This is a genomic window from Nonomuraea sp. NPDC049419, assembly GCF_040676995.1.
In the GTDB taxonomy this organism is placed as follows: domain Bacteria; phylum Actinomycetota; class Actinomycetes; order Streptosporangiales; family Streptosporangiaceae; genus Nonomuraea; species Nonomuraea salmonea.
This window is the reverse complement of the sequence record NZ_JBFAQB010000018.1, coordinates 163,491-189,418: the sequence shown is the minus strand read 5'-3', so window position 1 is coordinate 189,418 and position 25,928 is coordinate 163,491. Positions and strand designations below refer to the sequence as shown.

General features: G+C 72.5%; 25 protein-coding genes and 1 pseudogene. 11 read left to right on the top strand and 15 right to left on the bottom strand.

What is annotated here, in order from left to right; genetic code table 11:
- Positions 1–52: 52 nt before the first annotated feature.
- On the top strand, positions 53–1,138 hold the full coding sequence (locus AB0K12_RS37655; RefSeq protein ID WP_364572063.1) for an alkene reductase: 1,086 nt from the start codon (positions 53–55) through the stop codon (positions 1,136–1,138).
- Complete coding sequence (locus tag AB0K12_RS37650) at positions 1,135–2,418, top strand: MFS transporter (protein ID WP_364572061.1); 1,284 nt, start codon at positions 1,135–1,137, stop codon at positions 2,416–2,418. The genes AB0K12_RS37655 and AB0K12_RS37650 overlap by 4 nt, the downstream gene beginning before the upstream one ends.
- 153 nt (positions 2,419–2,571) lie before the next feature.
- Here the strand turns inward: AB0K12_RS37650 and AB0K12_RS37645 are convergent, their stop codons facing one another.
- On the bottom strand, positions 2,572–2,874 hold the full coding sequence (locus AB0K12_RS37645) for an SDR family oxidoreductase (RefSeq protein WP_364572059.1): 303 nt from the start codon (positions 2,872–2,874) through the stop codon (positions 2,572–2,574).
- 242 nt (positions 2,875–3,116) lie between these two features.
- Here AB0K12_RS37645 and AB0K12_RS37640 point away from each other — a divergent pair, with 242 nt between their 5' ends.
- Positions 3,117–6,827 carry a WD40 repeat domain-containing protein gene (locus AB0K12_RS37640; RefSeq protein WP_364572057.1) on the top strand — a complete coding sequence of 1,237 codons (3,711 nt, stop codon included), beginning with the start codon at positions 3,117–3,119 and terminating at the stop codon, positions 6,825–6,827.
- Here AB0K12_RS37640 and AB0K12_RS37635 read toward each other — a convergent pair.
- Together AB0K12_RS37635 and AB0K12_RS37630 are read right to left on the bottom strand one after the other, a co-directional pair.
- The gene (locus tag AB0K12_RS37635; protein WP_364572055.1) at positions 6,788–7,675 is read right to left on the bottom strand and encodes a hypothetical protein; all 888 of its coding nucleotides are present in this window, start codon (positions 7,673–7,675) and stop codon (positions 6,788–6,790) included. The two genes, AB0K12_RS37640 and AB0K12_RS37635, sit on opposite strands and share 40 nt — an antisense overlap.
- A 75-nt stretch (positions 7,676–7,750) precedes the next feature.
- Positions 7,751–8,131, bottom strand: a complete 381-nt coding sequence (locus AB0K12_RS37630) for a hypothetical protein (RefSeq protein WP_364572053.1) — start codon at positions 8,129–8,131, stop codon at positions 7,751–7,753.
- Between the two features lie 412 nt (positions 8,132–8,543).
- Between AB0K12_RS37630 and AB0K12_RS37625 the strand changes: the two genes are divergently transcribed.
- The gene (locus AB0K12_RS37625) at positions 8,544–9,149 is read left to right on the top strand and encodes a hypothetical protein (protein ID WP_364572051.1); all 606 of its coding nucleotides are present in this window, start codon (positions 8,544–8,546) and stop codon (positions 9,147–9,149) included.
- Here AB0K12_RS37625 and AB0K12_RS37620 read toward each other — a convergent pair.
- Together AB0K12_RS37620 and AB0K12_RS37615 are read right to left on the bottom strand one after the other, a co-directional pair.
- On the bottom strand, positions 9,124–10,296 hold the full coding sequence (locus AB0K12_RS37620; RefSeq protein ID WP_364572049.1) for a hypothetical protein: 1,173 nt from the start codon (positions 10,294–10,296) through the stop codon (positions 9,124–9,126). The two genes, AB0K12_RS37625 and AB0K12_RS37620, sit on opposite strands and share 26 nt — an antisense overlap.
- Positions 10,297–10,443: 147 nt before the next feature.
- On the bottom strand, positions 10,444–11,325 hold the full coding sequence (locus AB0K12_RS37615) for a helix-turn-helix transcriptional regulator (protein ID WP_364572047.1): 882 nt from the start codon (positions 11,323–11,325) through the stop codon (positions 10,444–10,446).
- Positions 11,326–11,453: 128 nt separating this feature from the next.
- Between AB0K12_RS37615 and AB0K12_RS37610 the strand changes: the two genes are divergently transcribed.
- Positions 11,454–12,146: an SDR family oxidoreductase gene (locus tag AB0K12_RS37610; protein WP_364572045.1), complete on the top strand. Its 693-nt coding sequence runs from the start codon at positions 11,454–11,456 to the stop codon at positions 12,144–12,146.
- Between the two features lie 67 nt (positions 12,147–12,213).
- Here the strand turns inward: AB0K12_RS37610 and AB0K12_RS37605 are convergent, their stop codons facing one another.
- Both AB0K12_RS37605 and AB0K12_RS37600 read right to left on the bottom strand, forming a co-directional pair.
- On the bottom strand, positions 12,214–12,309 hold the full coding sequence (locus tag AB0K12_RS37605; RefSeq protein WP_364572043.1) for a hypothetical protein: 96 nt from the start codon (positions 12,307–12,309) through the stop codon (positions 12,214–12,216).
- Between the two features lie 120 nt (positions 12,310–12,429).
- A pseudogene (locus AB0K12_RS37600) lies at positions 12,430–12,494 on the bottom strand (hypothetical protein); the annotation flags it as partial.
- Positions 12,495–13,795: 1,301 nt separating this feature from the next.
- Between AB0K12_RS37600 and AB0K12_RS37595 the strand changes: the two are divergent.
- The 3 genes from AB0K12_RS37595 to AB0K12_RS37585 all read left to right on the top strand — a co-directional run bounded on the left by AB0K12_RS37595 (position 13,796) and on the right by AB0K12_RS37585 (position 15,808).
- A complete protein-coding gene (locus AB0K12_RS37595) occupies positions 13,796–14,344 on the top strand; it encodes an RNA polymerase sigma factor (RefSeq protein WP_364572040.1) in 549 nt (182 codons plus the stop codon).
- Complete coding sequence (locus AB0K12_RS37590) at positions 14,344–15,165, top strand: hypothetical protein (RefSeq protein WP_364572038.1); 822 nt, start codon at positions 14,344–14,346, stop codon at positions 15,163–15,165. The genes AB0K12_RS37595 and AB0K12_RS37590 overlap by 1 nt, the downstream gene beginning before the upstream one ends.
- A 100-nt stretch (positions 15,166–15,265) precedes the next feature.
- Positions 15,266–15,808, top strand: a complete 543-nt coding sequence (locus tag AB0K12_RS37585; RefSeq protein ID WP_364572036.1) for a hypothetical protein — start codon at positions 15,266–15,268, stop codon at positions 15,806–15,808.
- Here the strand turns inward: AB0K12_RS37585 and AB0K12_RS37580 are convergent.
- From AB0K12_RS37580 to AB0K12_RS37570, 3 genes are all read right to left on the bottom strand, one after another.
- Positions 15,798–16,268 carry a hypothetical protein gene (locus AB0K12_RS37580; RefSeq protein ID WP_364572034.1) on the bottom strand — a complete coding sequence of 157 codons (471 nt, stop codon included), beginning with the start codon at positions 16,266–16,268 and terminating at the stop codon, positions 15,798–15,800. The two genes, AB0K12_RS37585 and AB0K12_RS37580, sit on opposite strands and share 11 nt — an antisense overlap.
- Positions 16,269–16,453: 185 nt before the next feature.
- Entirely contained in the window at positions 16,454–17,875 is a 1,422-nt protein-coding gene (locus AB0K12_RS37575; protein ID WP_364572032.1) for an MFS transporter, read from the bottom strand.
- 185 nt (positions 17,876–18,060) lie between these two features.
- Positions 18,061–18,966 carry an MBL fold metallo-hydrolase gene (locus tag AB0K12_RS37570; protein WP_364572030.1) on the bottom strand — a complete coding sequence of 302 codons (906 nt, stop codon included), beginning with the start codon at positions 18,964–18,966 and terminating at the stop codon, positions 18,061–18,063.
- Positions 18,967–19,059: 93 nt separating this feature from the next.
- Here AB0K12_RS37570 and AB0K12_RS37565 point away from each other — a divergent pair, with 93 nt between their 5' ends.
- The gene (locus AB0K12_RS37565) at positions 19,060–20,010 is read left to right on the top strand and encodes an AraC family transcriptional regulator (RefSeq protein WP_364572028.1); all 951 of its coding nucleotides are present in this window, start codon (positions 19,060–19,062) and stop codon (positions 20,008–20,010) included.
- Here the strand turns inward: AB0K12_RS37565 and AB0K12_RS37560 are convergent.
- Positions 19,967–20,137, bottom strand: a complete 171-nt coding sequence (locus AB0K12_RS37560; protein ID WP_364572026.1) for a hypothetical protein — start codon at positions 20,135–20,137, stop codon at positions 19,967–19,969. The genes AB0K12_RS37565 and AB0K12_RS37560 overlap by 44 nt on opposite strands.
- Positions 20,138–20,476: 339 nt before the next feature.
- On the opposite strand from AB0K12_RS37560, the gene AB0K12_RS37555 reads away from it, so the two are divergent.
- Positions 20,477–21,316, top strand: a complete 840-nt coding sequence (locus AB0K12_RS37555; RefSeq protein WP_364572024.1) for a methyltransferase domain-containing protein — start codon at positions 20,477–20,479, stop codon at positions 21,314–21,316.
- A 59-nt stretch (positions 21,317–21,375) separates the two neighbouring features.
- Here the strand turns inward: AB0K12_RS37555 and AB0K12_RS37550 are convergent, their stop codons facing one another.
- The 4 genes from AB0K12_RS37550 to AB0K12_RS37535 all read right to left on the bottom strand — a co-directional run bounded on the left by AB0K12_RS37550 (position 21,376) and on the right by AB0K12_RS37535 (position 25,348).
- Positions 21,376–22,614: an MFS transporter gene (locus AB0K12_RS37550; RefSeq protein WP_364572022.1), complete on the bottom strand. Its 1,239-nt coding sequence runs from the start codon at positions 22,612–22,614 to the stop codon at positions 21,376–21,378.
- Positions 22,611–23,615, bottom strand: coding sequence for a GNAT family N-acetyltransferase (locus AB0K12_RS37545; protein WP_364572020.1), 1,005 nt, complete (start codon positions 23,613–23,615; stop codon positions 22,611–22,613). The genes AB0K12_RS37550 and AB0K12_RS37545 overlap by 4 nt, the downstream gene beginning before the upstream one ends.
- Positions 23,612–24,346 (bottom strand): YqcI/YcgG family protein, encoded by a 735-nt coding sequence (locus tag AB0K12_RS37540; protein ID WP_364572018.1) that lies wholly within the window; start codon positions 24,344–24,346, stop codon positions 23,612–23,614. The genes AB0K12_RS37545 and AB0K12_RS37540 overlap by 4 nt, the downstream gene beginning before the upstream one ends.
- 90 nt (positions 24,347–24,436) lie before the next feature.
- On the bottom strand, positions 24,437–25,348 hold the full coding sequence (locus AB0K12_RS37535) for an NAD(P)H-binding protein (protein ID WP_364572016.1): 912 nt from the start codon (positions 25,346–25,348) through the stop codon (positions 24,437–24,439).
- Between AB0K12_RS37535 and AB0K12_RS37530 the strand changes: the two genes are divergently transcribed.
- Entirely contained in the window at positions 25,319–25,900 is a 582-nt protein-coding gene (locus tag AB0K12_RS37530; protein ID WP_364572014.1) for an Lrp/AsnC family transcriptional regulator, read from the top strand. The genes AB0K12_RS37535 and AB0K12_RS37530 overlap by 30 nt on opposite strands.
- Positions 25,901–25,928 lie beyond the last annotated feature (28 nt).

Sequence of the window (25,928 nt, the reverse complement as noted above, 5' to 3'; positions counted from 1 at the left end):
TCATACCGTCGGACCAGCACTAACGCACCGACCATCGCGGAGACACACCATCATGGACACCTTCTTCGAACCCATGACCATGGGTGAACTGACCCTGCCCAACCGCCTCGTCATGGCGCCCATGACGCGCAACCGCGCCCCCGGCGGACTGGTCACCGAACTGACCGCGGAGTACTACGGCCAGCGCGCCGCCGCAGGGCTCATCATCACCGAAGGCACCCAGCCGTGCGCGCTGGGGCAGGGCTACATTGACACCCCCGGCCTGCACACGCCCGAGCAGACGGCCGCCTGGCAGCGCGTCACCGAGGAGGTGCACCGACGTGGCGGCCGGATCTTCGCCCAGCTGATGCACTCCGGGCGCATCGGTCACCCCACCCTCTACCCCGGCGAAGAACTGCCCATGGCTCCCTCGGCGATCGCCTCGGGAGAGCGGCTGTACACCCCCGACGGACTGCTCGACCACCCCACGCCCCGCGAGATGACCATGGCGGACATCGCCCGGACCTGCGACGACTTCGCGACGGCGGCCAGCCACGCGATCCACGCCGGATTCGACGGGGTAGAACTGCACGGAGCCAGCGGCTACCTGATCCACCAGTTCCTCTCCGACAACACCAACCGGCGCACCGACGCCTACGGCGGCTCGGTGGAACGGCGGATCCGTTTCGCCGTGGAGGTCGCCATGGCGGTCAGCGACACCATCGGAGCCGCTCGCACCGGCATCAGGATCTCACCCGGTATCACCTACAACGGCATGGCCGAAAGCGACACCGAAACCCTCTACACCGAACTGGCCCGTGCCCTCGCACCGCTGGGCCTGGCATACCTTCACGTGTCGGAGAACGGCACGCGCGGCGTCACCAAGCTGCTGCGCGCCGAGTGGCCAGGCACGCTGATCCTCAACCCGCACCCCACGGACGGCGACGCCCCGGCCACCCCGCAAGACGGGATGGAGGCGCTGCGCTCAGGCCTCGCAGATGCCGTCGCCTACGGCAGGCTCTGGCTGGCCAACCCCGACCTGCCCGCCCGGATCGCGGCGGGCGGGCCGTACACAGAAGCCGACCCGGCCACCTTCTACGGCGGCGACCACCGCGGCTACACCGACTACCCGACCCTCACCGAAGCGGACACCCGATGACGCGCGACTTCCTGCCCGACGCCCACAGCCGGCTCACCGCACGCTCCCCTAGCGATGAGCGCGTCGCGCAGCGGCGCCCAGGCGGGCAGGCACCCAGCGGCTGGCTGGCGCTGCTCGCCGGACCCATGTCCTTCGGCATCGCCGGACCAGCGCTGGTCCTGCCCGACGCCGCCCGCGACCTGGGCCTGACGACCGCCGCGGTGACGTGGACCGTCACCGCCTACGGCTGGGCCATCGCAGTCGGCACCCCGCTCATGGCGGGCCTGCAGAGCCGGCGCGGCACCCGCACCGCCCTGACAACCTGCACCACGTTGATACTGCTCGGCACGATCCTCGTCGTGACGGTGCCGTTGCTGCCCATGCTGGTGGCCGGCAGCGCGCTGCAAGGACTCGGCGCCGCCGGCCTGACCACGATCGCGATGAGCCTCACCACCTCGGCCCGGGCGATGGGCCTGGTCACCGCGTCGCTGGCGACGGTCGGATCCACCGCGCCACTGGCCGGTGACCTGGTCGCGACCCTGCTGGACTGGCGCGCCACCCTGGCACTGCCGGTGCTCAGCGTGCTCGCCGTGCCCGCGGTACTGAGCAGACGCCCCGAAACGCCGCTACGGCAGACCCGGCTCGATCTATCCGGCGCGATACTGCTGACGGCACTGGTCACCGCGCTGGTGTTCGTCCCGTACGCGTGGCAAGCGGCCGGCACCGTCGCGGTGGCCGCCGGGGTGGCGTTGGCGCTGTGGGTACGGAAGCGGCCGGACGGGTTCGTGCCCGCCGTGGTACTGCGGTCCCCGCTCTTCCCCGTCGCGGCCGCAGCGGCTTTCCTGCTGGCTGTGGCGAACTTCGGGATGATGTACGCCCTGCCGCCTCTCCTCACGGAGGGCGCGGGCTGGACCGGCGCCCAGGTCGGAGTGGCGATCACCTGGCCGCTGCTGTTCGGCGGGCTCGCGTCCTACGGATTGATCACAGTGAGCGCGAGAGTCCCGTTCAGCGTCCTCGCCACGCTCTTCCCCACGCTCGCCGTAACAGGCGTCGCACTGGCGGGCCTGGTGGCCGCCACGGCGCTGCCGGCCGGCGCCGCATCAGGAGCAGCTCCCCTCGCCCTGCTCTTCGCCCAGGGGCTCACCTCGATCGCGGCCGCCTCCGGGCAGGGAGCGTTCGCCGCGCGCACAGGCGCCGCCGTGCCAGAGGCGGCGCGCCCCGCAGCGATGGGCCTGTTCAACCTGGCCTACCTGCTCGGTGCCGCCTTCGGCCCAGCAATCGCCACGCTGCTGGTCGGTTGACCGTGATGATGGAGAATGATCGCTTCCCGCCTCACCGAGGCCAACGGCGAGCCCATGATCCGGATTTGTCGTCGAAGGACGTACGGGCGAAGCCCGTGCATGTGTGAGGGTAGGTGTTGCATCAGCCCGGCGCCTTTACAAAGTAAGTTAGGACTACGTGGTCGTCCCGCCCGAGGCGTCGAGCCGGTGGCCGGTGACGTAGGCGCTGTCGTCGCAGGCCAGGAAGACGACAGCGCCGGCCACGTCCTCCGGCGTGCCCAGCCGGCCCAGGGGCGTCTGGGACATCAGCCAGGCCAGCGCCGGGCCGACCAGCCGCCCCTCATGCATGTCCGTGTCGATGACGCCGGGCGCCACGAGGTTGACCGTGATCCCCCGTGACCCGAGCTGCTTGGCCAGGGCGACGGTCATGACGTCGAGCGCGGCCTTGGACATGGCGTAGTCGATCGCCCTGGGCATGGCGTCGATCTCGATCGACCCTCGACTCCCGCACCGCCCACCTCTCCCCCGAGGAACGCTTCCGGCAAGGACGCGACCGCATCCTCGACGCCATCGCCGCGCTGATCCCCTCGCTTCACGCTCGGTGAGCGAAGTGGTCCTGCAGCATCACGGCACGGCTCAGGGATGTCCCTGGCGGGTTGACGCCGACCGGTCACTGATCACGATGGAGTGCGGGCGGACACCGGGAAGCGGGGGACGACATGACCGGACGTGGCAGGAACAGGGCGGGCCGGCCGGAACGCCCGGTGGATCCGGACTCGGGACCCGTCGCCCGCTTCGCCGGGCAATTACGGCAGCTACGGGAGGAGGCCGGCACCCCCAGCTACCAGGTGCTGGGCAGGAAGGCGCACTACGCGGCCAGCACGCTGGCGGCGGCCGCCAAGGGCGACCGGCTGCCGTCACTGGAGGTCACGCTGGCGTATGTGGCGGCGTGCGGCGGCGACGAGGAGGAGTGGCGGGTACGGTGGCAGGCCGCCGCCGATGCCGCCGCCGGGCAGGGCAGGTACACCGCCGGGCCGTGCCCCTACCCCGGGCTCGCCCCGTTCACCGAGCAGGACGCGCCCGTGTTCTTCGGCCGCCAGCACCTGGCCGACCACATCCGCGAGGAGCTGCGCCGGCCGGACGCGCGGGGGATCCTCGCGGTGTTCGGAGCCTCGGGCAGCGGCAAGTCGTCCCTGCTGCGGGCGGGGGTGCTGCCGTCGCTGGGCCCCGGGTGGCGGCACTGCCTGCTGACGCCGGGTGACCGGCCGGCGGCCGCCCTGGAAACCGCTCTCGCCGAAACCGGCGACGATCAGGAGTCCCGGCTGGTGGTGGCGATCGACCAGTTCGAGGAGATCTTCACGCTGTGCGCCGATCCCGGCGAACGGGAGTCGTTCCTGAACACCGTCGCCGGCATCGCGGGCGACGTCCGCGTCCTGATCACCGTACGGGCCGACTTCTACCCGCACTGCTCGCGCCACCCGCGGCTGGTCACCGCCCTGCGGGAGGGGACACAGATCCCGCTGGGACCGCCGAGCCCGGCGGACCTCCACGCCATGATCACCCGGCCCGCCGGGCTCGCGGGGGTCAAGCCGGACGGCGACCTGGTCGCCACCCTGCTCGCCGAGGCCGCCGACCAGCCGGGAGCCCTGCCCATGCTGGCGCACTGCCTGCGGCAGACCTGGCACCGCAGGACGGGGACGACCCTGCGCCTGGCCGACTACCGCGCCGTCGGCGGCCTGCGCGGCGCGATCGCCCAGACCGCGGAGGAGGTCTACGTCCGCAGCGACCCGGCCGGCCAGCTGCTCCTGCGCGACCTGTTCGTCCGCCTGACCGCGCTGGGGGACGACACCGAGGACACCCGCCGCCGCATGTCCCTGGCCGAGCTGCACGGATGGGGGCACGGCGCCGACGTGGAGCGCCTGCTCGACGAGCTCGCCAGGGCCCGGCTGGTCGTCGTGCAGGACGACACCGTCGAGGTCGCCCACGAGGCCGTCATCTCCGCCTGGCCACGGCTGCGCCGCTGGCTGGACGAGGACCGCGAGGCCCTGCGCGTCCACCGGCAGCTGACCGAGGCCGCCACCGCGTGGGAACGGCTCGGCCGCGACAAGGACGCCCTGTACGGGGGCACCCGGCTCGCCCTGGCCCGCCGCATGGTCGAGCATCGCGCCACGCGGCTCAACGCGGTGGAGCGCGGCTTCCTGGAGGCCAGCGTGGCCGCGAGCAGGCGGCGCAGCAGGCGGGCCCGCCAGTCGGTCGCGGCGATGGCGGTCCTCCTGGTGCTGGCGCTCTGCACGACCGCGCTGGCCGTACGGGAGCAGCGCGCGGCCACCCGCCAGCGCAACGTCGCCGTCGCCGAGCAGGTCGCCGAGCAGGCCGCCGGGCTGCGGGGCCGCGACCCCGCCCTGGCCGCCCAGCTCAGCCTGGCGGCCTTCCGCCTGGCCCCGACCACCGGCACGCGCGGCGGCCTGCTCAGTGCCCTGCCTGGCCCGCACGCCACCCGGCTGACCGGGCACGAGGACAATGTCACCTCCGTGGCCTACGTCCCAGGCGGCGGGCTGCTGGCCACCTCGGGCCGGGACCGCACGGTACGGCTCTGGGACGTCGCCGACCCGCACCAGCCGCGCCGGCCGGCGACGCTGACCGGGCACACCGACGTCGTCAACGCGGTCGCGGCGAGCCCGGACGGCCGCACCATCGCCAGCGCCGGCTGGGACGACACCGTCCGGCTGTGGGACGTCGCCGACCCGCGCAGGCCACGCGCGGCGGCGGTGCTCGGCGGGCACACCGGCGACGTCAACGGCGTCGCGTTCAGCCCTGGCGGGCGGCTGATGGCCAGCGCGAGCACCGACAGGACCGTACGCGTGTGGGACGTGGCCCGCCCGTGGAACCCCGAGCCCGCGGCCGTCCTGACCGGCTCCCGTGACACGGTGGTGCGCGTCGCCTTCAGCCGCGACGGGCGCACGCTGGGCGCCGTCGGCTGGGATCGCACGCTGCGGCTGTGGCGGCTGGACGCGGACGGGCGCGCCGTCGCGGGCGCCGCCGTTCCGACCGGGCACACCGCGCCCGTCGGCGGACTGGCCTTCTCCCCCGACGGGCGTACCCTCGCCACCTCCAGCGCGGACCGCACCGCCCGGCTGTGGGACGTGGCCGGCCTGCGGACCAGGCACCTGGCGACCATGACCGGGCACCGCGACTCGGTGCGATCCGTGGCGTTCGGCGCCGGCGGCCGCCTGCTGGCCACCGCTGGGCTGGACTACGACGTACGGCTGTGGGACCTGTCCGACCGGCGCCGCCCGTGGCGCTCGGCCACGCTCTCCGGCCACTCGGGCGCGGCGGTGTCCGCGGCCTTCAGCCCCGACGGGCGCGTCCTGGCGACCAGCGGGGACGACCACACCGTCCGGTTGTGGGACCTCGCCACCGTGCCGCTGACCGGGCACCGCGATCTCGTCAGCGCCGTGGCGTTCAGCCCGGACGGCCGCCTGCTGGCCAGCGGCGGCAGCGATCACACCGTCCGGCTGCAAGCCGCGGACGGCACAGGCCCGCTGATGAACCCCCTGACGGGACACACCGGGCACGTCAACGGTCTGGCCTTCCGTTCCGACGGCCGCCTGCTGGCCAGCGCCGCCTTCGACGGCACCGTACGGCTGTGGGACCTCACCGACCCGCGCCATCCCGAGCCGCTGACGAAGCTGACCGTCGATGCCGGGCACGCCAACGCGGTGGCCTTCCGCCCGGACGGCCGCGTGCTGGCCACCGCCGGCTCGGACGCGGTGGTGCGGCTCTGGGACGTCACCGACCCGCGCCATCCTGCCGAACTGGCGGAACTCATCGGCCACACCGACGGCGTCAACGCGGTTGTCTTCCGTTCGGACGGCCGCCTGCTGGCCAGCAGCGGCTGGGACCGCTCGGTACGGCTCTGGGACGTCACCGACCCGCGCCGCCCCACCGAGCAGGCGAAACTGACCGGCCACACCGACGGCGTCAACGCCGTGGCGCTCTCCCCCGACGGCCGCACCCTGGCCACCGCCGGTTTCGACGGCACCGCGATCCTGTGGGACCTCCTCCGCCCGAGACGCCTGGCGACCCTGGCCTTGGAGGCGGGCACCATGTACGCCGTGGCGTTCGCCGCCGAGGGGCGCGTCCTGGCCACCGCCGGCGCCGACGGCATGATCCGCCTGTGGGACCCCGCAGCCCCGCGTTCCGGTCCCACCGCCGTACTGAGCGGCCACACCGATCGCGTGCACGCGGTCGCGGCGGCGGCGCGCGGCTCCGCCCTCGCCTCCGCCGGCGCCGACCGCACCGTGCGGCTGTGGGACGTCGACCCGGGCCGCGCCGCCGCCGCGATCTGCGACCGCGCGCATCCGCGCCTCACCCACGCCGAGTGGCGGCGCTACTTCCCCGACGTGGACTTCCGGTCGCCCTGCCCCTGACCGGCCCCCAGGACGTCCGCGGCGTTCCGCACGATCCGATCGAGCCTGCGGCGGTGGCGTTCGAGCCGGTCGAGGTGGCGGGCGGCGAGTGTGCGCTGTGTCGCCAGCTCGGCGTCCACCGAGGCGCGGACGAATCTCGACGCGTTCTTGCACCTGATGTCGTCGAGCGCGGCGCGGCGTTCCGCCGCCGTCGGGTGCGGGTCCCCGTTCCTGGCCCTGCTCCAGTGGACGTACGGCGCCTTGACCGGGTCCTCGAAGCGGTACCCGGCGTGCGCCATGCAGCTCTTCCATGCGTCGGCCGCCTTGAGCACCGACGGGTGCCGCTGCGCGATCTCCCAGCCCTGCCTGTCGAGCCGGGGAACCGGGTTCCCGGTGTCCGGGGACGTGCCGCGTTCCAGCACGCGGTTCGCGGCCGCCCTGCAGCCTCCGGCGGGCAGGCCGTCGATGCCGGCGGGACGTCCCCGGGCGTCCGTGCCGTTGACGACGAGGTACGCGTGGGACTCGACGTCGATCATGCCCTCCCACGGAGGGGCCACGATGCCGGGGACGCTGAGGCGGTATCCCCATTTCCTGGCCGTGGCCTCGTCGTACAGGCCGTAGCGGTCCAGGTACGGCACCCGCCGGGGGCCCTGGGGCAGGGCGGGGAGCACGGCGCCGAACTTCGCGGCGCACCGGCCGGTGAGCAGGTATCTGGCCCGGATGGTGGTCTCCAGCTCGGCATCGGTGAGGTCGTAGGCGTCCAGCGGATAACGCACGCGGCCGAGATCGACCGGCGCGGGTTCGCGCACGTTTCCCGCGCAGCCGGCGGCGAGCAGCGCGACGAGGATGAGGAGCCCGGTGCGGGCCATGACGAGGACCTCCTCGGGAGGGTTCCGAAGCCCGCGCCGGGACCCGCTCGGGACGGGTCCCGGCGCGCGCGGTCACTAGCAGATCCTGGCCGTCGCGCTCCGATCGTTCTCCCAGGTCGCCAGGTCACGGACGCCGGTGTTGGGGTGCGTGCGGAAGGCCAGGCTCCCGTTGGAGTCGTACACCCTGGCGTAGGCGCCGCCGGTCTGCCGGTCCCAGTACGAGCTCACCCGGTTGTACAGGTAGCCGAAGGTGATCCATTCGCAGACGGTGTAGCGCTCGACCGCGCCGCCGCAGCCGGAGCTCTCGTAGAAATGCACCCAGCCTGCGCTCGGCGTGGCGCAGGCCTGGGGCGCGGGCGCCGCCTGCACCGTCGCCGCCGTCGCGGCGGCCGGCGCCACGCACAGAGCGACCGCGAGCGCCGCGCCGACAGCTCCCAGCTTCGAAACTCTTCGCATTTCTTCTCCTCTTTCCCGATGAAGCTCGGACGCCGCCGACTTTGTCACCATAAAACGCACTCCAGCAAGACATCCCCGAGGCACGATAAATTGCTGTCAATGCGATGAGCTGCACCAACACCATTGTCCAGGGTTTATCCGATGCATTATCCGGCGATTATCCGACGGCCATCATCCGCGCCACCCGTTCGGGCGTCCGCGCCAGAAAGCGATATTCCAGCTTTGTCGTGCTTACGCACGGGACGCCGCTCGTCCCGCTCCTCCCCGATGACCCCTCCCCGATGACTCCTCACTGACCTTCCAGGACTGAGCGACAGGCGAGCGTATGCTCGTGCGTCGTCACGGGTGTGCGGTGCCGACGGCGGGTGCCATGCCGTGAGTACGCTGCCGGCGAGCCGAAGAAGGTGGAGACGTGACGGGACTTCCCCAGGCCGTCGCCGACGCACCGGGCCTCGCCCTGAGCCGGGCTTCCTCGTCGCGCGTGGTCCTGCAGGGCGCCTCGGTCGTGCTGCACTACGAGCCCGTCCAGGCCGAGCTCGACCGGCGGCGGCGCTGCGGGCTGGGGGCCATCACGTCACCGGACGCGTTGCGCGTGCTGTCGGATCTGCCGGTGAACGCGCCGATGCCGCCGTCGGTCATCGACAGGGCCGCGCTCGACCTGCTGCCGAGCGGCGCGATCCAGGTGGACCGGGGCCGGGTCACCCGGTTGGCGGTGGCACCGATCGAGGCGCGTCTGGCGGTGGTGCCGGCCCGATCGTGGCGTGCGGGGCTGGAGCGGGCGGGCCGGTTCGCGCCGTTCTGTTCCCGCGCGATGCTGCTCCCCAAGCCGCCGCGTGATCTCGACGTGGTACGGATGGAAGCCGACTTCTACGGCATCGGCGTGATCGTCGACGCCGAAGGCGAATCGTGCGTGCTCGTGCCACCAGCGCCCTTCGAACGCCGCCGACGCACCGCCGCGGGGTGGCTGTTCCTGGAGCAGGCCTACCGGCAGATCACTCCGTCGCCTGCGGAGTCATGACCGGCTGATCATCGGTGCCGAGCGGCAGGCCGGCCCACTTCTCCAATGACTTGGGCGGTTTGAGGCGATGGGGCTGCTTGAGGCGGGCGTTCTCCAGTTCGTGTGCCTGCACGGCCTGCTTGCACCGGGCGCGCCACCAGATCTGCCGGTCGGCGGGGGTGGGTTGTTCCAGCAGCTCAGGTAGCCACGCGTTCCAGGTGGCGCTGTTGTGCGCGTGCGCCGCCGCCTTCGTGGCGTTCGTGAGGCCGAGGAAGCCGTCCAGCGGTCTGCCCTGGCACCGGCTGCACGTGCAGGTGGGCGGGACGGTGTTGGCATAGAGATCGGCGATGAACTTGGCGCTGCTGAAGCGCAGCAGCTCGGGCATGAGCACCGACGGATAGATCGCTCCGCCGCCGGAGGTCTCGGCGGCTTCACCGGCGGGCACGAGGTGCCGCAAGGAGCCGCCCGCGCCGATGCCGGCGAAGCCGGCGCCGTGGGCGAGCGCGTCGAACCCGGCCAGGTCGGTACGCCACAGCCCGGTGCCCGGCACCTCGGCCAGCAGCCGGCGAAGCTGCTGCGGGGCGGCCGCGAACTGCTGCAGCGGGTCGTACTGCCCGCCGAGGACGAGCGCGACGGGGTGCTCCATCGCGCGGATCGCGGCCACCAGCGTGGGGCGCGTCTCTGGCCGCAGCCAGTCGATCGAGACGGCGAGCGTCACCACGACGTCGCCGCGCCGCAGTGCCTTGACCTGCCTCACCACGGCGTCCAAGGGCGCGGGATCGCCGGCCCTGATGTAGCGGGTCGGGGTGATGGCGAAGGATGCCCCGTTGTCGAGCTGCTCCTGAAGCGCGCTGTCCAGGTCACCGCCGAACAGGGCGTCCTCCGGCAGGCGGAACGGCGCGTCAGGGGTGGCGACCTCTTTCTCGTAGGCGGCCCGATCTTCGGCCAGCACTCCGGTGAAGGTGCGGCGCAGCGCGTTCAGCCGGGTCGAGGAGCCGGCGCCGCACACCACCAGGCCGCCGTAGTCGGGATGCAGGTGGTCGGGTGCTTCGGGCAGGAGATCGGCGCGCTCCAAGGTCAGGGCGCGCCCGGCGATGGCGCGGCCGGCCGGCGAGGTGAGCGAGGGGGTCGCGACGGTACGGGTCGATGCGCTGGTGCGGTCGTCCATGTCCTCACCTCGTGAGACAGCTCCAGGCCGGATCTCGCCATGCACCGCTGTTCCGATTCTCAGGTTACGACGACGGGCTGTTCCTCCCGGCAGAAAGGATCAAGAGGGTGTCTTCAGAGGAAGGTGGTCGGGGAGGGAGAAACGGAATCATCGGTGGCCGGCGGACGCGGTCCAGCTCGCGAGGAGCTTGAGGCGTTCCTCGGTGGGGGTGCCGGGCTCGGTCGTGTAGATGATCAGGTCGTGGACGGCCCGTTGCGGCAGCGGCAGGTCCAGGTGCCGGAACGTCATCTCCAGGCGGCCGGCCTCGGGATGGTCCAGCCGCTTGTCGCCTTCGTGACGGATGCGGACGTCGTGACCGGCCCACATCGCGCGGAAGCCGGGGCTGAGCGTGGACAGCTCGCCGACGAGCTCGCGCAGGGCCTGGTCGTGGGGTTCGCGTCCCGCTTCGGCGCGAAGCACCGCGACCGTGGCCCTGGCACCGTCCTCCCAGTCGACGAAGAAGTCCTGCGAGCCGGGATCGAGGAAGAAGTAGCGGGCGAAGTTGGCGCGGCCCCGGTCGGCGGTGGTGCCGCTGGCGAACATGGGCGCGTACACGGCCCTGCACAGCGCGTTGCTCGCGACGATGTCCAGCCGCCCGTTGCGGACGAAGGCCGGGGCCATGGTCATGGAGTCCACCATCCACTGGACGGAGGGCGGGAGCGTGACGTCCTTGCGGCGCCGCGGCCTGCGGCCGGCTAGGCGGGCCGCCCTGGCCAGATCGAGCAGGTACGTGCGCTCGTCCTCGTCGAGCCGCAACGCCTGCGCGACCGCCTCCAGCACGCTCTCGGAGACGCCGCCGATGTGGCCCTTCTCCAGCCGGGTGTACCACTCGGTGCTCACGCCGGCGAGCACCGCGACCTCCTCGCGCCGGAGCCCGGGAACCCGCCTGCGCCCGCCGGTGGGCAGCCCGACCCGCTCCGGGGCGAGCTTGGCGCGCCGGCTGACGAGGAAATCGCGGATGTCCGACCGGTTGTCGGCGGGGGCCTCCATGCCTCCACCGTAACCGCGGTGCGGCCGTCAGGGAGGTTGCGTTCGTACCCCCCATAAAGGCGACCTTGGCCCGCTCGGACGGCGCCGCTTCCATGAAGGTGTCTTCCTCACCTCAAGGAGTCCTGACCATGACCGGCAAGACCGTACTGATCACCGGCGCCACCAGCGGCATCGGCGCCCGCACCGCGCGCTCGCTCCTCGACCGCGGCCACCGCGTGGCCGTCACCGGCCGCGACGAGAGCAAGCTGAAGACGTTCCTCGACGAGGCGGGCCACGCCGACCGGCTGCTCGGTCTCGTCGCGGACGCGGCGGACTGGGCGGACACCGAGTCGGCCGTCACCCGAACCGTGGCGCGCTTCGGGGCCCTCGACGCGGCCGTGGCCAACGCCGGGTTCATGTCCGGCGACTCCATCGGAGCCGGCGACCCGGCGTCGTGGGCGCCGATGGTGCTCACCAACGTCCTCGGCCCCGCCCTGCTCGCGCATGCCGCCCTCCCCCACCTCGAGGCCGGTGGCGGGCGCCTGGTGCTCATCGGCAGCGTCGCCGGCGTGAAGAACTCCCCCGGCAACCTCTACTCCGCCACCAAGTGGGCCACGACCGGGCTCGCCGAGAACCTGCGCCTGCTCGCCACGTCCCGCGGCGTCGGCGTCACCCTCGTCAACCCCGGCATGATCAACACCCCGTTCTGGGGCGGCGCCGACGTCCCGCCCTTCGCCCTGCCACCCCAGCCCATCGCCGAAGCCGTCTGCTTCGCCCTCGACCAGCCGCCCGGCGTCGACCTCAACACCCTGACCATCCGCCCCCTGGGCCAGCCCGCCTGACAATACTTCGACGGCCGATATGTAATCCGTGCATGATCGCAATGACCGAGGCGACGGTGTGAGCGCCTCACCGCAGGCGGCGGAACCACGACCTGGTACGGCGGAGCAGGTCGATGCGGTGGTTGCGTTCGGCGATGGCGTGGCCCTCGCGCGGGTACACCACGAACTCGTGCTCGACGCCGAACCTGCGTAGCGCCCGGTGCAGGAACTCCGCCTGTCCGGGTCGGCGATTCCCTGCTCGATCAGCAGGTCGATGCCGGTGATCACGTCCTGCCACTCCTCGCGGCCGACCGTGCCGTTCACCGCGAAGGCGTGACCGTGGCCCTGGCCGCCCCGGGGATTGGGCAGGAAGACGGCGTGGCCGTCGGCGGCCAGCCACTGCGCGGGCTCGTGATACTGCAGGAGCAACTGGTCGGCCCAGCGTCCGTACGGGCCGCCGTGCGCGAACGTGACCAGGGAGAACGGGCCGTCATCCCGGGACTTGCCAGGTGGCAGGACGAGCAGGCCGTCCAGCTCCAGCCCGTCGGGCCCCCGGTAGGACAGGCGTTCCTGAGCGCCCCACTCGATCGCGCGCAGCTCGGGCGCGGTGCCGGTGCGCCGTACCAGCGGGCCTTGAACGGGCCCCGCGAAGACCGATCGTGGCTCGTACGCCTCGCTCCTGGCCACCGCGACCGTCGCGCCGTCCGCGTCGGCCGTCAGCCAGAACGCCTGCCCCGTCAACCGCAGGATTTCGACGAGCCTTCGCGTGACCGGGTCGAGGCGGTGGATCGCCGCGTCCAGCCCGTCCGCGACCAGCGCCAGCCCGCCTGAGTTCAGGGTGAGCGGGCAGAACGGCAGACCTTCGGTGAGGTTCCGGTGCTTCCCGTCCGTCAACGCGACGTCGAGGACGGCGTTCCCGCCGACGAGGCCGGGTGGCGTCGTCGCGACGTAGGCGACGTGCCACCCGTCCACCGCCGCCCACCAGGTGAGCGATCCCGCCGGCACGGCGGCCGCGCCCAGCTCCCGCGTCTCCCCGGTGGCCGGGTCGAACAGGTGCAGGCGCGGCGTCAGGTCGCCGGTGTCGGGCGACTTCTGCGTGAGTACGGCGAGCATGCCGCCCCCGGGCCGCTCGGCCACCTCGGCCACATGCCGCCCCTGGAAGACCTCCGGCGTGTGAACCTCGCCACTCCGCACGTCGAGCAGCCGCAGCCGGTGCCGGCCCGCGGCCTCGCTCCACACCCACGGGTCGCTCTCACCGGCGTCCTGCGACAGCACGGCCACGGTGCGGTGGTCGGCGAGCGGCAGGTACGCGGCCGCCTCGCCTTTCCACGATCTTCGGTCGCCGCCTTCGACCCGCTCCCGATGCAGCTGACCTTCCGTCCGGAAGTAGACGTACCGCGAATCAGGCGACCACTTCGGGTCGATCCCTTGGCCCAGCTCCCTCGGTGGTGCGTCCCCGTCCACGCCCACCACCCGGATGGTCCTGCCGGGCGTCACGCCGTAGGCCACCCGGCGCCCGTCCGGCGAGATCACCGGCCCGACGGGCAGGCGTGCGTCGACCACCAGCTCTTCAGTCAGCATCGGCCGATACTCGCACGATCGGGGTGAAACCATCGGGCGAGTCCGGACAAGTACCCGGTGTCGGACTCGTACGGAAGAAGGCAGGCAACGTGGACCGTAAGCAGCGCTTCGAGGTGATCTACGTTGCTCATTACGCCGACATCCTCGCCTACGTACGGCGGCGTACCGAGTCCCCTGAGGACGCCGCCGACGCGCTCGCCGAGACGTTCGCCACCGCCTGGCGGCGCTTCGACGACGTTCCCGAAGGGCGGGACGCGCGCCTGTGGTTGTTCGGGGTGGCCCGCCGGGTGCTGGCCAACGGCCGTCGGGCCGAGTCGCGCCGGAGTGAGCTGGTCGAGCGGCTCGGGCAGCAGCTCGCGTTATGGGCGGCGGAGTCCGCGCAGCCCGGCGACGAGCTGCGCGGCGTGCGGGAGGCGTTCGGCCGGCTGAGCCCGGGCGACCGGGAGATTCTCGCGCTGGCCGGGTGGGAGGGGCTGAGCGCCGACGAGATCGCCGCCGTGCTCGGCTGTACGCGCGGCAATGCCCGGTTGCGGCTGCACCGGGCCAGGAAACGGCTGGCCAAGCAGCTGGCGGCGAGAGGCGTGGACGTGACCCGCATCGGCCTGCGTGCCGTCGCGATGACGAAGGGAGCTCTGTGATGCACGAGATCGACCGCCTGGTGGCCGGCATCGCACCCGACCCCGGTCCCGGCCTGACGCCGATCGGCAGGGAGCTGCTGGACGAGGTCACCTCCGTGCCCGTCGCCGCGCGCCGTCGGCCGAGCGTCCCGAGGTTGCGCAGGTGGGCGGCCGTGCCGGTGCTGGCCACGCTGACCGCGCTGATGTCGTTCGGCGTCGCGCAGGCGCCGGCGTCGGCCGCGCTGGACATCAAGCTGGTGGACGACCACTACGTGATCACGGTCAAGGACCTGGCGGCCGAGCCCGCGGTGTACGAGCGGGAGCTGCGGGCCAGGGGGATCAACATCACGCTCACGCTGGCGGCCACCTCCCCGACCCAGGCCGGGCAGCTGTTCGTGATCAACGACATGGACCGGCTGCGGTCGGGCGAGCCGGTGCCCGCCGAGGGGCCGATCAAGCCCATCGACGGTCCCGGGCCGTGCGAGCGGCCCGGCGGTTGCCCCGTCGGTCTCAAGGTGCCGGTCGGCTTCGACAAGAGCGCGCGCGTCATCCTCGGCCGCCGGGCCGCACCCGGGGAGCGGTACGCGATGCCGACCGGGATCGCCATGCCCGGCGCGCCCCTGCACTGCGTGGACTACGCCAACCGGACCGTCGCCGAGGTCACGGCCCTGCTGCGCGAGCGCGGCGTCACCCCGTCGTACACCGCCCACAGCCGGCAGCGCAGCTTCACGCCTCCGGACGACTGGTACGTGCTGGACGGCGTCATGAGCGCCGACGGCCAGGCCCTCCTGCTCGTCGCCGACAAGCCCGGCGACGAGCGCCCGCAGCCGGCCGGCTGCTGACCCCTCCCCGGCCACACGGCCCCCCGACGACCGCCGTACGGCCGGCCGCTGCCCCCCTCCCCATCGCACGGCTCTCCGGCCGCCGTGCGTTCTCCTCGGCATGCCCCCACACGATCGGATGCACCGTGCTCGCCGACAGCTGACCAGGACGATCGCGCTGCCGCTGCTGCTCGTCGTGCTGGTGCTGGCGGTGCGGCGGGTGGGGTGGCGGCCGGTGGGGGCGCTGGCACTGGCGGGTGCGCTGCCCCTGGCCGGCTACGCCGGCTGGTATGCCCAGTACCACGGCCGGTTCGCGATCAGCGGCGCGGACGGCGTCGCCCGGTGGGCCCGCACCATGACGTTCGCCGGCTGCGCCCGCATCCAGCCGCCGCCCGGCCTCGCCCGCCTGTGCCCGAACGGCACGAAGGTGGACGCGGCCTCCGAGGACGTCCGGGCACCAGGGGCCTCGCTCAACCTGCTGCCCGGCGACCGGTTCGCGCACCATCAGGCGGGAGTACGACCCGGACATCCGGGGCCTGACGCCGGTCTCGCCGTACGCGGACGTTCTCATCGCCTACCAGTACGTCGCCCACCTGTGCGGCCCGTTCCTGGCCGCGCTGCCTGGCCGCCGCCCTCACCTGGTCGAGACCGGCTCATGCCTTGAAGTAGGCGTTGGCCCGGGGCTGGAACATCAGGGTCAGCGCCCCGAACACGGACAGCACGTGCAGGACACGGCTCGTGGCGAAGACCCAGCCCACCGCGTCCAGACCGGCCATGGCTTCGACGATCGAGCCGCCCGCAAGCACGTACTCGATCGGCTCCTTGACCAGCGAGATCGTGCCGAACACGCCAAGGGTGACGGCGAGGGCCCAGCGCGCCCAGTTCGCGCCGCGCCGCAACCGCAGCGCCAGGAACGTCGCCCCCGCGAACACGGCCACCCGGAACCCCATGCCCGGCAGCAGATCGGTCACCTGGACGCCGTCGTACAGCATCGTGACGGCCATGAGCGCGGCCTCTAAAGCGCCGAACGCCACCGCTGCCAGCCACAGCGTGGCGGCGGTGCGGAGGACGGGCGGAGGGGTGGCGGGTGTGGCGGGGGTGGTGCGGAGCTCGGTGACGGTCATGGCGGCCTCCTCAGATGCGTGCGTACCCCTGGAGTCTTCACCGTGCGACCGGCCCGGATCATGCCCGCGCTCCCCCTACTTGAGGTAGGGAACGCCCTACCCCTGACAGGTGCCGGTGCGGCTCACGTCCCATCGCCTTCATGCAGCTGACCGAGGACGAGGAGGCCTTCCGCCAGGCCCGCCGATCAGGGCCGGCAGCTCACCGGCTCCGGCTCGGCGTTCCTCTCGACGCCGGGCCGGGGACGCGGGCGCGGCAGGAACAGCGCGGTGAGCATGCCGATCGCCATAGCGCCCGCCGCGATCAGGAAGGAGGCGCGGAAACCGGCCAGGCTGGGGACGGTGACGCCGCCCAGCTGGTACGCGGTGCCGGCGAGCACCGTACCGATGACCGCGCTGCCGATCGACGAGCCGATCATCCGCATCAGCGTGTTGAGCGCGTTCGCCGCACCCGTCTCCGCGGCGGGGGTGGCCGAGGCGATCAGGGCGGGGAGCGAGGAGTAGGCGAGGCCGGTGCCCACGCCCAGGATCGCGGTGACGACGAGGCTCTGCCAGGCGGCGCTCATCAGCCCGAGCCCCGCGACGTAGCCGGACGCGATGATGAGCATGCCGAGGATCAGGGCGGCCTTGGGCGTCCGGGACAGCCGGGCGTAGAGGGGGGTCGTGAGCATCATGGCCAGACCGAGCGGGGCCATGCACAGTCCGGCCACCACCATGGACTGCCCGAGCCCGTGACCGGTGCTCGTCGGCAACTGCAGGAGCTGGGGCAGGACCAGCGAGACGACCAGGAAGGCCATGCCGACCATGATCGAGGCCAGGTTGGTGAAGAGCGCCGCCGGACGGGCCGAGATGCGCAGGTTCACCAGCGGTGCGGGGAGCCGCAGCTCCATCACCGCCCACAGGACGAGGACGGCCGCCGCCGCGGCGAACAGCCCGAGCGTGACGCCGGAGGTCCAGCCCCAGTCGCCGCCCTTACTGATCGGCAGCAGGAGGAGTACGAGGCCGGCGGACAGCCCCACCGCGCCGCGTACGTCGAAGGTGCCCTGCGCGCGTACCCGTGACTCGGGGACGGCGAGGAGGGTGAGGACGACGCAGAGGGCGCCGAGCCCGGCGGAGCCGTAGAAGAGCACGTGCCAGTCGGCGACCTGCGCGACCAGCGCGGCGGCGGGCAGCGCGAGGCTGCTGCCGATGCCCATGGACGAGCTCAGCAGCGCCATCGCCGGGTCGCGCCGCTCGCGGGGCAGCAGGTCGCGCAGCAGGCCGAGGCCGAGGGGCACCGCGCTCATCACGACGCCCTGGAGGGTGCGGCCGGCGATCATCACGTACAGGTCACTCGTGAGGGCGCTGATCAGGGCGCCGGCGACCATCGTCGCGAGGCTGACGATCAGCATGCGGCGCTTGCCGTGCAGGTCGCCGAGGCGGCCCATGATCGGGGTGGCGACGGCGCCCGCGAGCAGGGTCGAGGTGATGACCCAGGTGGCGTCGTCCGGGCCGGTGCCGAGCAGGCGCGGCAGGTCATGGAGCACCGGGATGAGCAGGGTCTGCATCACCGAGACCACGATGCCCACGAAGGCGAGCACCGGGACGAGGGCGCTCGAGGTGCGGGTCATGAAGGACGATCTCCAGAACGTGAGGTGTTGCGATGAGGGAGGCGCCGGCCCGTGCCGGTTCACGGGCCGACGAACCAGGGGCAGGTAGCCGACGGGCCGATGCCTCAGGCCACGGGCCGCCGCCTCAGGGGCGGGGGCCTCAGGTGGTCGCCCCAGGCCGATGCCTCAGGGCAGGGGCGGGGGCCTCAGGTGGTCGCCCAGGGGCCGAGGGCGAAGGCGTCGCCGTTGCGCTGGACCTCCAGGGCGCCCGGGCCGCCGAAGTGGGCGGGGATGAGGAGTTCGCGTTCGTCGGCGGCCCGCGCGAGGATCCGGTGGCGGCTGGCCTCGGCCTGTGCGGGGTTCAGGCAGGCGTTGCTGTTGAGGCAGGGGTCGAGGATCTGGACCGGGCTGTGCAGCAGGTCGCCGGCGAAGACCGCGCGGTCGCCGCCCGAGGCCAGCCGCAGCACCGACGAGCCGGGAGTGTGGCCGGGCGCGGACTCCAGGGTGAGGTGGTCGTCGATGCGGTGGTACCCGTCCCACAGCACGGCCTGCCCTGCCCGGTGGATGGGCGCGATGCTGTCCTCGTAGAGCAGGCGGTCCGCTTCCTGTACGCCCCCGCCGTACGCGTTGTCCCGCCCGTAGTGGAAGTCGTCGGCGGCCGGGATGAGGTACTGGGCGTTGGGAAAAGCCGGCGCCCACTCCCCGTCCGCGTCCACGGTGTTCCAGCCGACGTGGTCGACGTGCAGATGGGTGTTGACCACGACGTCCACGTCCTGCGGCCGGACCCCGGCCCGCTCCAGGAGGGCGAGGAACTCGCTCCTGGCCCGGTGGAACGGTCCCATGCCGGGCCGCTCGCGGTCGTGGCCCACGCCGGTGTCGACCAGCACGGTACGTCCGCCGCTGCGCAGCACCCAGCTCTGCAGGGCGCTCACCATGCGGCCGGTGCCGGGCTCCCAGTGGTCGGGCGCCAGCCAGTCCGCGTTGGCCTTCCACACCTCGTCGTCGGCGTTCGCGAAGAACTCTGAGGTGGGCAGGAAGGGTGCGTGCCACTCGAGGACCCGGATGACCTCGACGTCGCCCAGGATGATGCGCTGTGGGTTCTCGTTCGTCATGGTCAATGACCTTAGGAAGCGGCGGGTGATCCGCTCAATGCCTGTTCGGCTCAAGAAAATACGAATGCGTATCACGCGAGATATTCTGGACGGATGGACGTGGTCAGTGACGCGATCTCCGCCGTTCATCTCGGGCACCCGCGGTTCGATCGGGTGGGGTTGGACGGGAGCTGGTGCGCGCGGCTGGACCCGTACGACGGCGCGGGCTTCCACGTCGTCCTCAAGGGCGGCTGCTGGCTCCGCACCGACGGCGGCACCGCCGTATCCCTCAATGTGGGCGACGCGGTGCTGCTGCCCCACGGCACCGGCCACGTGATCGCCGACTCCCCCGGCGACCCGGAGAAGGCGGTGTCGTTCGAGCGATGGCTCGCCGCAGCGGAGCCGCGCCGGCACGGCGCGACGGAGCTGCTCTGCGGCAAATACTGGCTCGACTGCAGCCGCATGCATCCGCTGATGGCCGAACTGCCCGAGGTCGTCCACCTGCCCAGCCGCGTGGGCACCCACCTGGAGCTGCGCGCCGCGATCGACCTGCTCGCCGGCGAGCTGGACGAGGTGCGGCCCGGCTCCCACATCGCGCTCCCGAACCTGCTCGACCTGCTCCTCGTCTACATGATCCGGGCCTGGATGACCCAGACCACCAGCGGCGCCTGGCCCAGCGCGCTGGGCGACCCGGTGACGGCCGCCGCGCTGCGGGCGATGCACTCGCAGCCGGCCGCGCCGTGGACCATCGACCGCCTGGCCGCCGAGGCGGGCGTCTCCCGTCCCACGCTGGCGCGCCGGTTCACCGCCCTGGTCGGGCGGCCGCCGATGGCGTACCTCACCTGGTGGCGGGTGATCAGGGCCGCCTCGCTGCTGCGCGACACCAAGAACACGCTGGCGGCCATCGCCGAACGCGTCGGCTACAGCAGCCCGTACGCGCTCTCGCACGCCTTCGAGCGGGAGTTCGGCACCACGCCAGGGCGGTATCGGGAGATCGTCCGGTCGGGCGCCTCCCCGGTGCCTACTGCGGCGTCCGGCCGCCGACCGGCCGATCGGAGAGCGTGACCTCGACCGTGACGCGCGGGTCGTCCGGCCGCGGGAGCCGCAGGTCACGCTTGAACGCCTCGGCGTCGTCCGGCCGCTCCTTCGGCTGAACGGCGACCTTGATTCGGCCGGTCTCCTTCTCGTACATGCCCAGAAGACGCGCCGGCGGGCGGAAAGGTCCAACTGCTTTTCCCACCACTTCGCTCACGGAAAGTGAAGAAGTCGAGGTAAAAGGCATCGCGCCCTTACTGGACTTTCCATGAAGGGTGCCGGGCGTAAAAAATCATCAGGCCCCGGCGCTTTATCCGGGATTCCTGGGTATGGAGTTGTCTCACCATCCAGGAAAGGAGGTCGAGTCAGCCCGGGCGCAGCTTTTCCGCAAGCCTTCCCTACCGGGGACAAGGCTCTTGCATGCGCTTATAACTCCTGCTCAAGCAGGGGATGAAACGTCCGCAGAATCCTGCATCAGAATTCCGGAGAAAAACGCATGACGCAAACCGCGCATCGCCCGTACAATGTCCGGACCGCGCCGCCGAAAGAAGCCGTCCGGCAGGTTTACGAATTCATCTCCGCCGAGTACGACGACCGCATTCCCGGCCTCACTCCGGCCGACCGCCGATTCACCGACACCGAGCTCGACTTCATTCTCGGCCGGGTCGGTCCCGAGGACTCCGTGCTCGACCTCGGCTGCGGCACCGGCCGGCTCACCCTCCCTCTCGCGGCGCTGGCCAAGGAGGTCGTCGGGCTCGACCTCTGCGACGGGATGCTGGCCGTCGCGCGGCGCAAGGCGGAGGAGGAAGGGGCCGACATCCGGTTCGACCAGGGCGACATGTGCGACCTGCCGTACCCGGACGACAGCTTCGACGTCGTCACGAGCACGCTGGCGCTCATGCACATCCCGCTGGAGGCGCGGGGGACCGCGTTCGCCGAGATCGCCCGGGTGTTGCGGCCCGGCGGACGCCTCCTGACCGGGGTGAAGAACGCCGCGTTCGAGCAGCTCACCCGGGCGGACCGGTTCGCGACGGTGGACATCACCGACGTCGACAACAAGACCCTGGTGTTCACCGGCACCCGCGACGGCGAGCAGCGGGAGGCCCCCTGGTTCAGCTTCACCCCGGACGAGCTGGAGGAGTTGTTCTCCGACGCCGGGCTGCGGCCCGCGCGGCTGCGCGGCAACTGCGTGGTCGCGGCGTGGATGGCCGACCAGATCCTCGCCGACCCCGGCATCTACGCGATCGTCGAGCGGCTGGAGACGGCGCTGAACGAGACGCCGCCGTTCAGCCGGTTCGGCTACTACATCCTGGCCGAAGCGGTGAAGCCCGCCTGACGGGCCGACGGCCGGGAGGGACCGGGAGGACGGTGCCCGTCCTCCCGGTTCTCGCGTGCTCAGGCGGAGGTGGACTCGCGCACCGGAGGCGGCCCGGAGTCCTGCAGGAACGGCGCGCGCAGCCAGGGGAAGGCCGCCGCGCCCAGCGCCGAGGCGGCCAGCGCCACCACCGCGAGCAGCGCGAAGCTGCCGCCGCCGAACACCTGGTACGCGGCCGTCGCCACGAGCGGCCCCGCGACCCAGCCGAGGTCGGAGATCAGCCCGAACCAGCCGAACGCCCATCCCTGACGTCCCTCCCCGAGCCGTCCGATGACCGCCCGCATGTTGACGTAGACCAGTGGCTGCACCGCCATGAGCCCGATGAAGGCCGCGGTGAACACCCCGTACGCGCCGGTCAGCCAGGCCACCGCCAGGGCCGCCGCCTGCACGGCGAAGACCGCGGCCGCCAGGGGGAAGCGGCGCGACAGGCGCATGACCCGGCCGCCCACCCAGGAGAAGGCGGCGAAGACGGCCAGCCCGGCGAAGAAGCTGAGCGAGACCGCCCGCTCCCCCGCCCCGAGCGGCCCGGTGCCGTGCAGCGGGAACAGCGGCTCCAGCGCCGCGTACACCGCGTTGTTGGCCAGATCGAGCAGGCCGAGCACGACGACGAGCGGGATCAGCGGCAGCCGGGAGAGCCGCTCGGCGGGCGCGCGCGACGCGCCGCCGCTCACCGGGCTCTGTCCGGGCCGTCCTGTACGGCGGAACGCCAGCGCCACCAGCACGGTGGCCAGCACCGTCAGCACCGCGCCGCCCGCGAACGCGGACCGGAAGTCGATCACCCCGGACAGCGCCGCGATGAGGCCGGGCCCCACGGTCATCCCGGCCACCGCCGCGGTCCCGAACCAGCCCAGCGTGCGGTCGGAGCCGTGCCCCGACTCGGTGCCGAGCTGCGCGGTGAGCCGGTAGAGGGCCGGCATGGCCAGCCCTTCCCCGATCCCCCACACGAACCGGCAGGCCACCACCTGGCCGGAGGTGGTGGCCAAGGCCAGCGCCCCGGTCGCCACGGCGGTGACGGCCAGGCCGGCGATCGCGATGGTCCTGCCGCCGATCCGGTCCACGAGCCAGCCGCCGAGCGGCTGGCAGAGCGCCTTGGCCGCGGCGAAGCCGGCGAAGGCGACGCCGATGAGCACCGCGCTCATCTGGAAGGCCGTGTTGAGCGTCGGGACGAACGGGATCAGGACGGTGTACGCCACGTTCGCCACGCCGACGGCGCCGAGCAGCGCGACCAGCCGTAACCGCACGCCGGCCCGGCCGCTCATCCGGGTCTGCCCAGGAAGTCGCTGACGCGGCGGTGCATCTCGGCCAGCCGTCCGGCGTAGGCGGCTCTGCGGGCGAGCAGGTAGACCGGGCTCCACAGATCGACCGGTTGGAAGCCGAGGCGCTGCTTGAACTCCAGGTTGCCGCGCCCGAAGTCCACCCACCGGCAGCCGCGATCGGCGGCCGCCGCGATCGCCTCATAAAGCAGGAAATAGTACGGGAAATGGGTCTTGAGCAGCGCGTAGTCGATCCCGGCCGCCCACAGCACCAGACAGCCGTCCCACTCGAAGGAGAGCAGCCCGGCGGCCGGCCGCCCGTCGAGATCGGCGCTGAGCAGCCGGGCGCCCGGCACCTCCAGCAGCGCCCGCAGCGCCGCCTCGCTGTAGAGCGGCGGGGTGCCGTGCCGCTCGGCGGACTGGCGGGTGAGCCGGGCGAACGCGGCCAGCACGTGGCCGGCCTCGGTGCGGTTCCTGTCGTGGTAGGTCAGCCCGGCCTGCGCGCCGCGCCGGTGGTAGCGCCGCAGCCGGCCCCGGTGGGAGGTGGCCAGCCCGTCGAGGTAGCCGTCCATGCCGTCCGCCAGCCGGACGCGGCACGTGGCGTCGAGCCGGACGAGCGCGTCGGGCCGTGGCAGGGACTCCAATGCCGGGCCGGGCTCCAGGTTGGTGACGACCAGCGCCTCCGCGCCCCACTCCCCGGCGATCTCCAGGGCGCGTGCCACCGTCCCCGACGCGTCGGGCACCTGGTTGAGGGGGTTGGCGACGGCGTACACGGTGGACAGGTACGCCACCGGGCCCTCCCACACGGGCGGCAGGTCCGCGTCGCCCTCGTACCCGCGCCACAGGGGCGAGTCCGTGACGAGCTGCAGCGTGACCGGCACGTCGCCGGCCCGCAGCCGGACGTGGGCGGCGGTCGCCTCCATCCCGCCGGCCAGCCAGGCGTCCTGCCAGCGCCCGGTGGCGAAGATCCGGCCGCAGTCGGTGCCGGGGTCCGCGATCGTGGTCACGACGGTCTCCCTTCCTGCAGCGGGCAGCGGTCCACGAGCGGGACGTTGGCGTCCGGCAGCACGTACTGCTTCCACTCCCGCATCTCCGTGTCGCCATAGGCCAGCTCGACCAGCTGGGGATGCGGCGGGACGTCGTCCCAGCGCCCCACCCGCTCGTAGATGCGCTGCCGGATGCGCTCCCCGCCCGGGTCGTCGCGGTTGGTGCCGAAGAACACCCTTCTGGGCTGGAAGCACATGAGGAAGTGATCGCCCATGCGCCGGCTGTGCCGCTGCCGGTAGGCGGGGATGCAGGGAAAGACGAACATGGGGTCGCCGGCGAAGCAGAACTCCCACTCCGGATGGTCGGGGTCGCTGGGGATGTGCGCGGGCCACGGCTCCGGGTCCTGGGCGCGCAGCCGGCGCAGGGTCTCCCAGAAGCGCCGCTCGTGGGCGGCGAAGTCGCGCTCGCCGGTGTCGGGGAAGAAGGCGATGAGCAGGTGGCGGCGGCGCGGGTGCGCGCGGGAGAGCGCGATGAAGTCGGTCAGGGTCGGGGGCAGCACGCCGAGGTCCTGCTCGCCGGCCACCCAGGTGTAGCGGATGTGGCCCTGGGCCTCGGCGGTGGTGCCGAAGGTGCAGGGGAAGCCCGGGTCGCTGATCACGGCCCGGTAGTCCTCGTACGCCTCCCTCACCCAGTCCTGGCAGGCACCACCCGTCAGGTCCTCCCTGGTGAGCAGGCGGGATGTTCTGGCCATGGGGGCTCCTCCAGATGCGCGGGCGATGCACATTGTTTGCGTGCGTCAAGCACACATACCGCGCAGGGCGGCTCCCTAACATGAGGCCGCTCAGCGGAAGAGGTCGCGGTGATCGTGAGCCCACTGGCGGAACGTGCGGGGCGGTCGGCCGGTGAGGTCCTCGACGGTGGAGGTGACCAGGGTCGAGGGTGAGCGGACCTCGGCCGCCGCCAGGAGGGCGTTCACCAGGGCGGGCGGGCGGCCGTCAGCGAGCATCCGCGCCCGTGCCCGCTCGACGGGGACCTCTTCGAAGCGCAGGTCGCGAGCGATCGCCGCGCCGATCGCCCGCACCTGTTCCGGACGGCTGATCGGCCGGGGGCCGGTCAGGCGGTAGGTCCTGCCCGTGTGGGCGTCATCAGTGAGAGCGCGGGCGGCGACGGCCGCGACGTCGCGCGGGTCGATGACCGCCGTCGCCGCCGTCAGCGGGCCGCGGACCACGCCAGTGGTCCGGATCTGGCCGGCCCAGCCCAGCGTGTTGCTGGCGATGGTGTCCACCCGCACGATGGTGCTCGGCAGGCCGGACTGCTCGATCAGGCGTTCCATGCCGGCGTGCATGCTGAAGATGGGGTCGTCGCGTTCCTCGTCGCCGTCCACGCCGATCGATGACAGATAGACCAGGCGGCGGGTGTGGCGGGCGATCGTCTCCACGACGGCGGGCGCTCCTTCCGTGGTGAGGAACGGCCAGATCAGGAAGACCGTGTCGATGCCGGACAACGGGCCGGACAACGGGCCGGACAACGCGCCGGACAACGCGCCGGGCAGGTCTTCCAAGGTGCCGGTCACGGCATCGCCGCCGCGCTGGCCCGCCGTCCCGACACGGCGTGGGTGCAGCTCGTCTCCGGGGGCACGGAGGTGCAGTGCGTCGTCCGCGCCCGCGTCGCCGGTGAGAGCGAGCGGCTTCTCCGTGAACGTCTCCCCCGCCACGGCCAGGTCGTGGACATCACCGCGTACGCGCTGCTGCACACCTACTACGGCTCCCCCGGACGCGTCCGGCTGCTCGACGCTCTCACGCCGGAGGAGGCGGATCAGCTCGGACCCGGACCCGAGGCGGTGACGGGCGCCGGCCTGCCGCACTGCGACGCCGACGACCTGCGGCTGCTGAACGTCCTCGCTCACGACGGCCGCACCGGGCTCGCCGAGCTCGCCGCCGCCACCGGCTGGTCGCAGTCCACCGCGCGGCGGCGGATGGACGAGCTCCAGGCCACCGGCGCGCTGCACTTCTACGCCGAATTCGACCTCTTCCACCTCGGCTATCGCGCGGGCCTGCGGCTGTGGGCCGCCGTGCCGCCCGCCGAGCTGGCCGCCACCGGCGCGGCCCTGGCCGCTCATGAGGAGACGGTCTTCGCCGCCGCCACCACCGGCCCGACCAATCTGGTCGCCACGATGCTCTGCACCGACGCGCACGACGCGTACCGGTACCTCACCGAACGCGTCGCCGCCCTGCCCGCCATCACCCACGTGGAGACGACCCCGGTCGTCGAGACCCGCAAACGGCTCGGCCGGCTCCTGCGCTGACGGGCGATTCCCCGTGTCGTTAGACTCG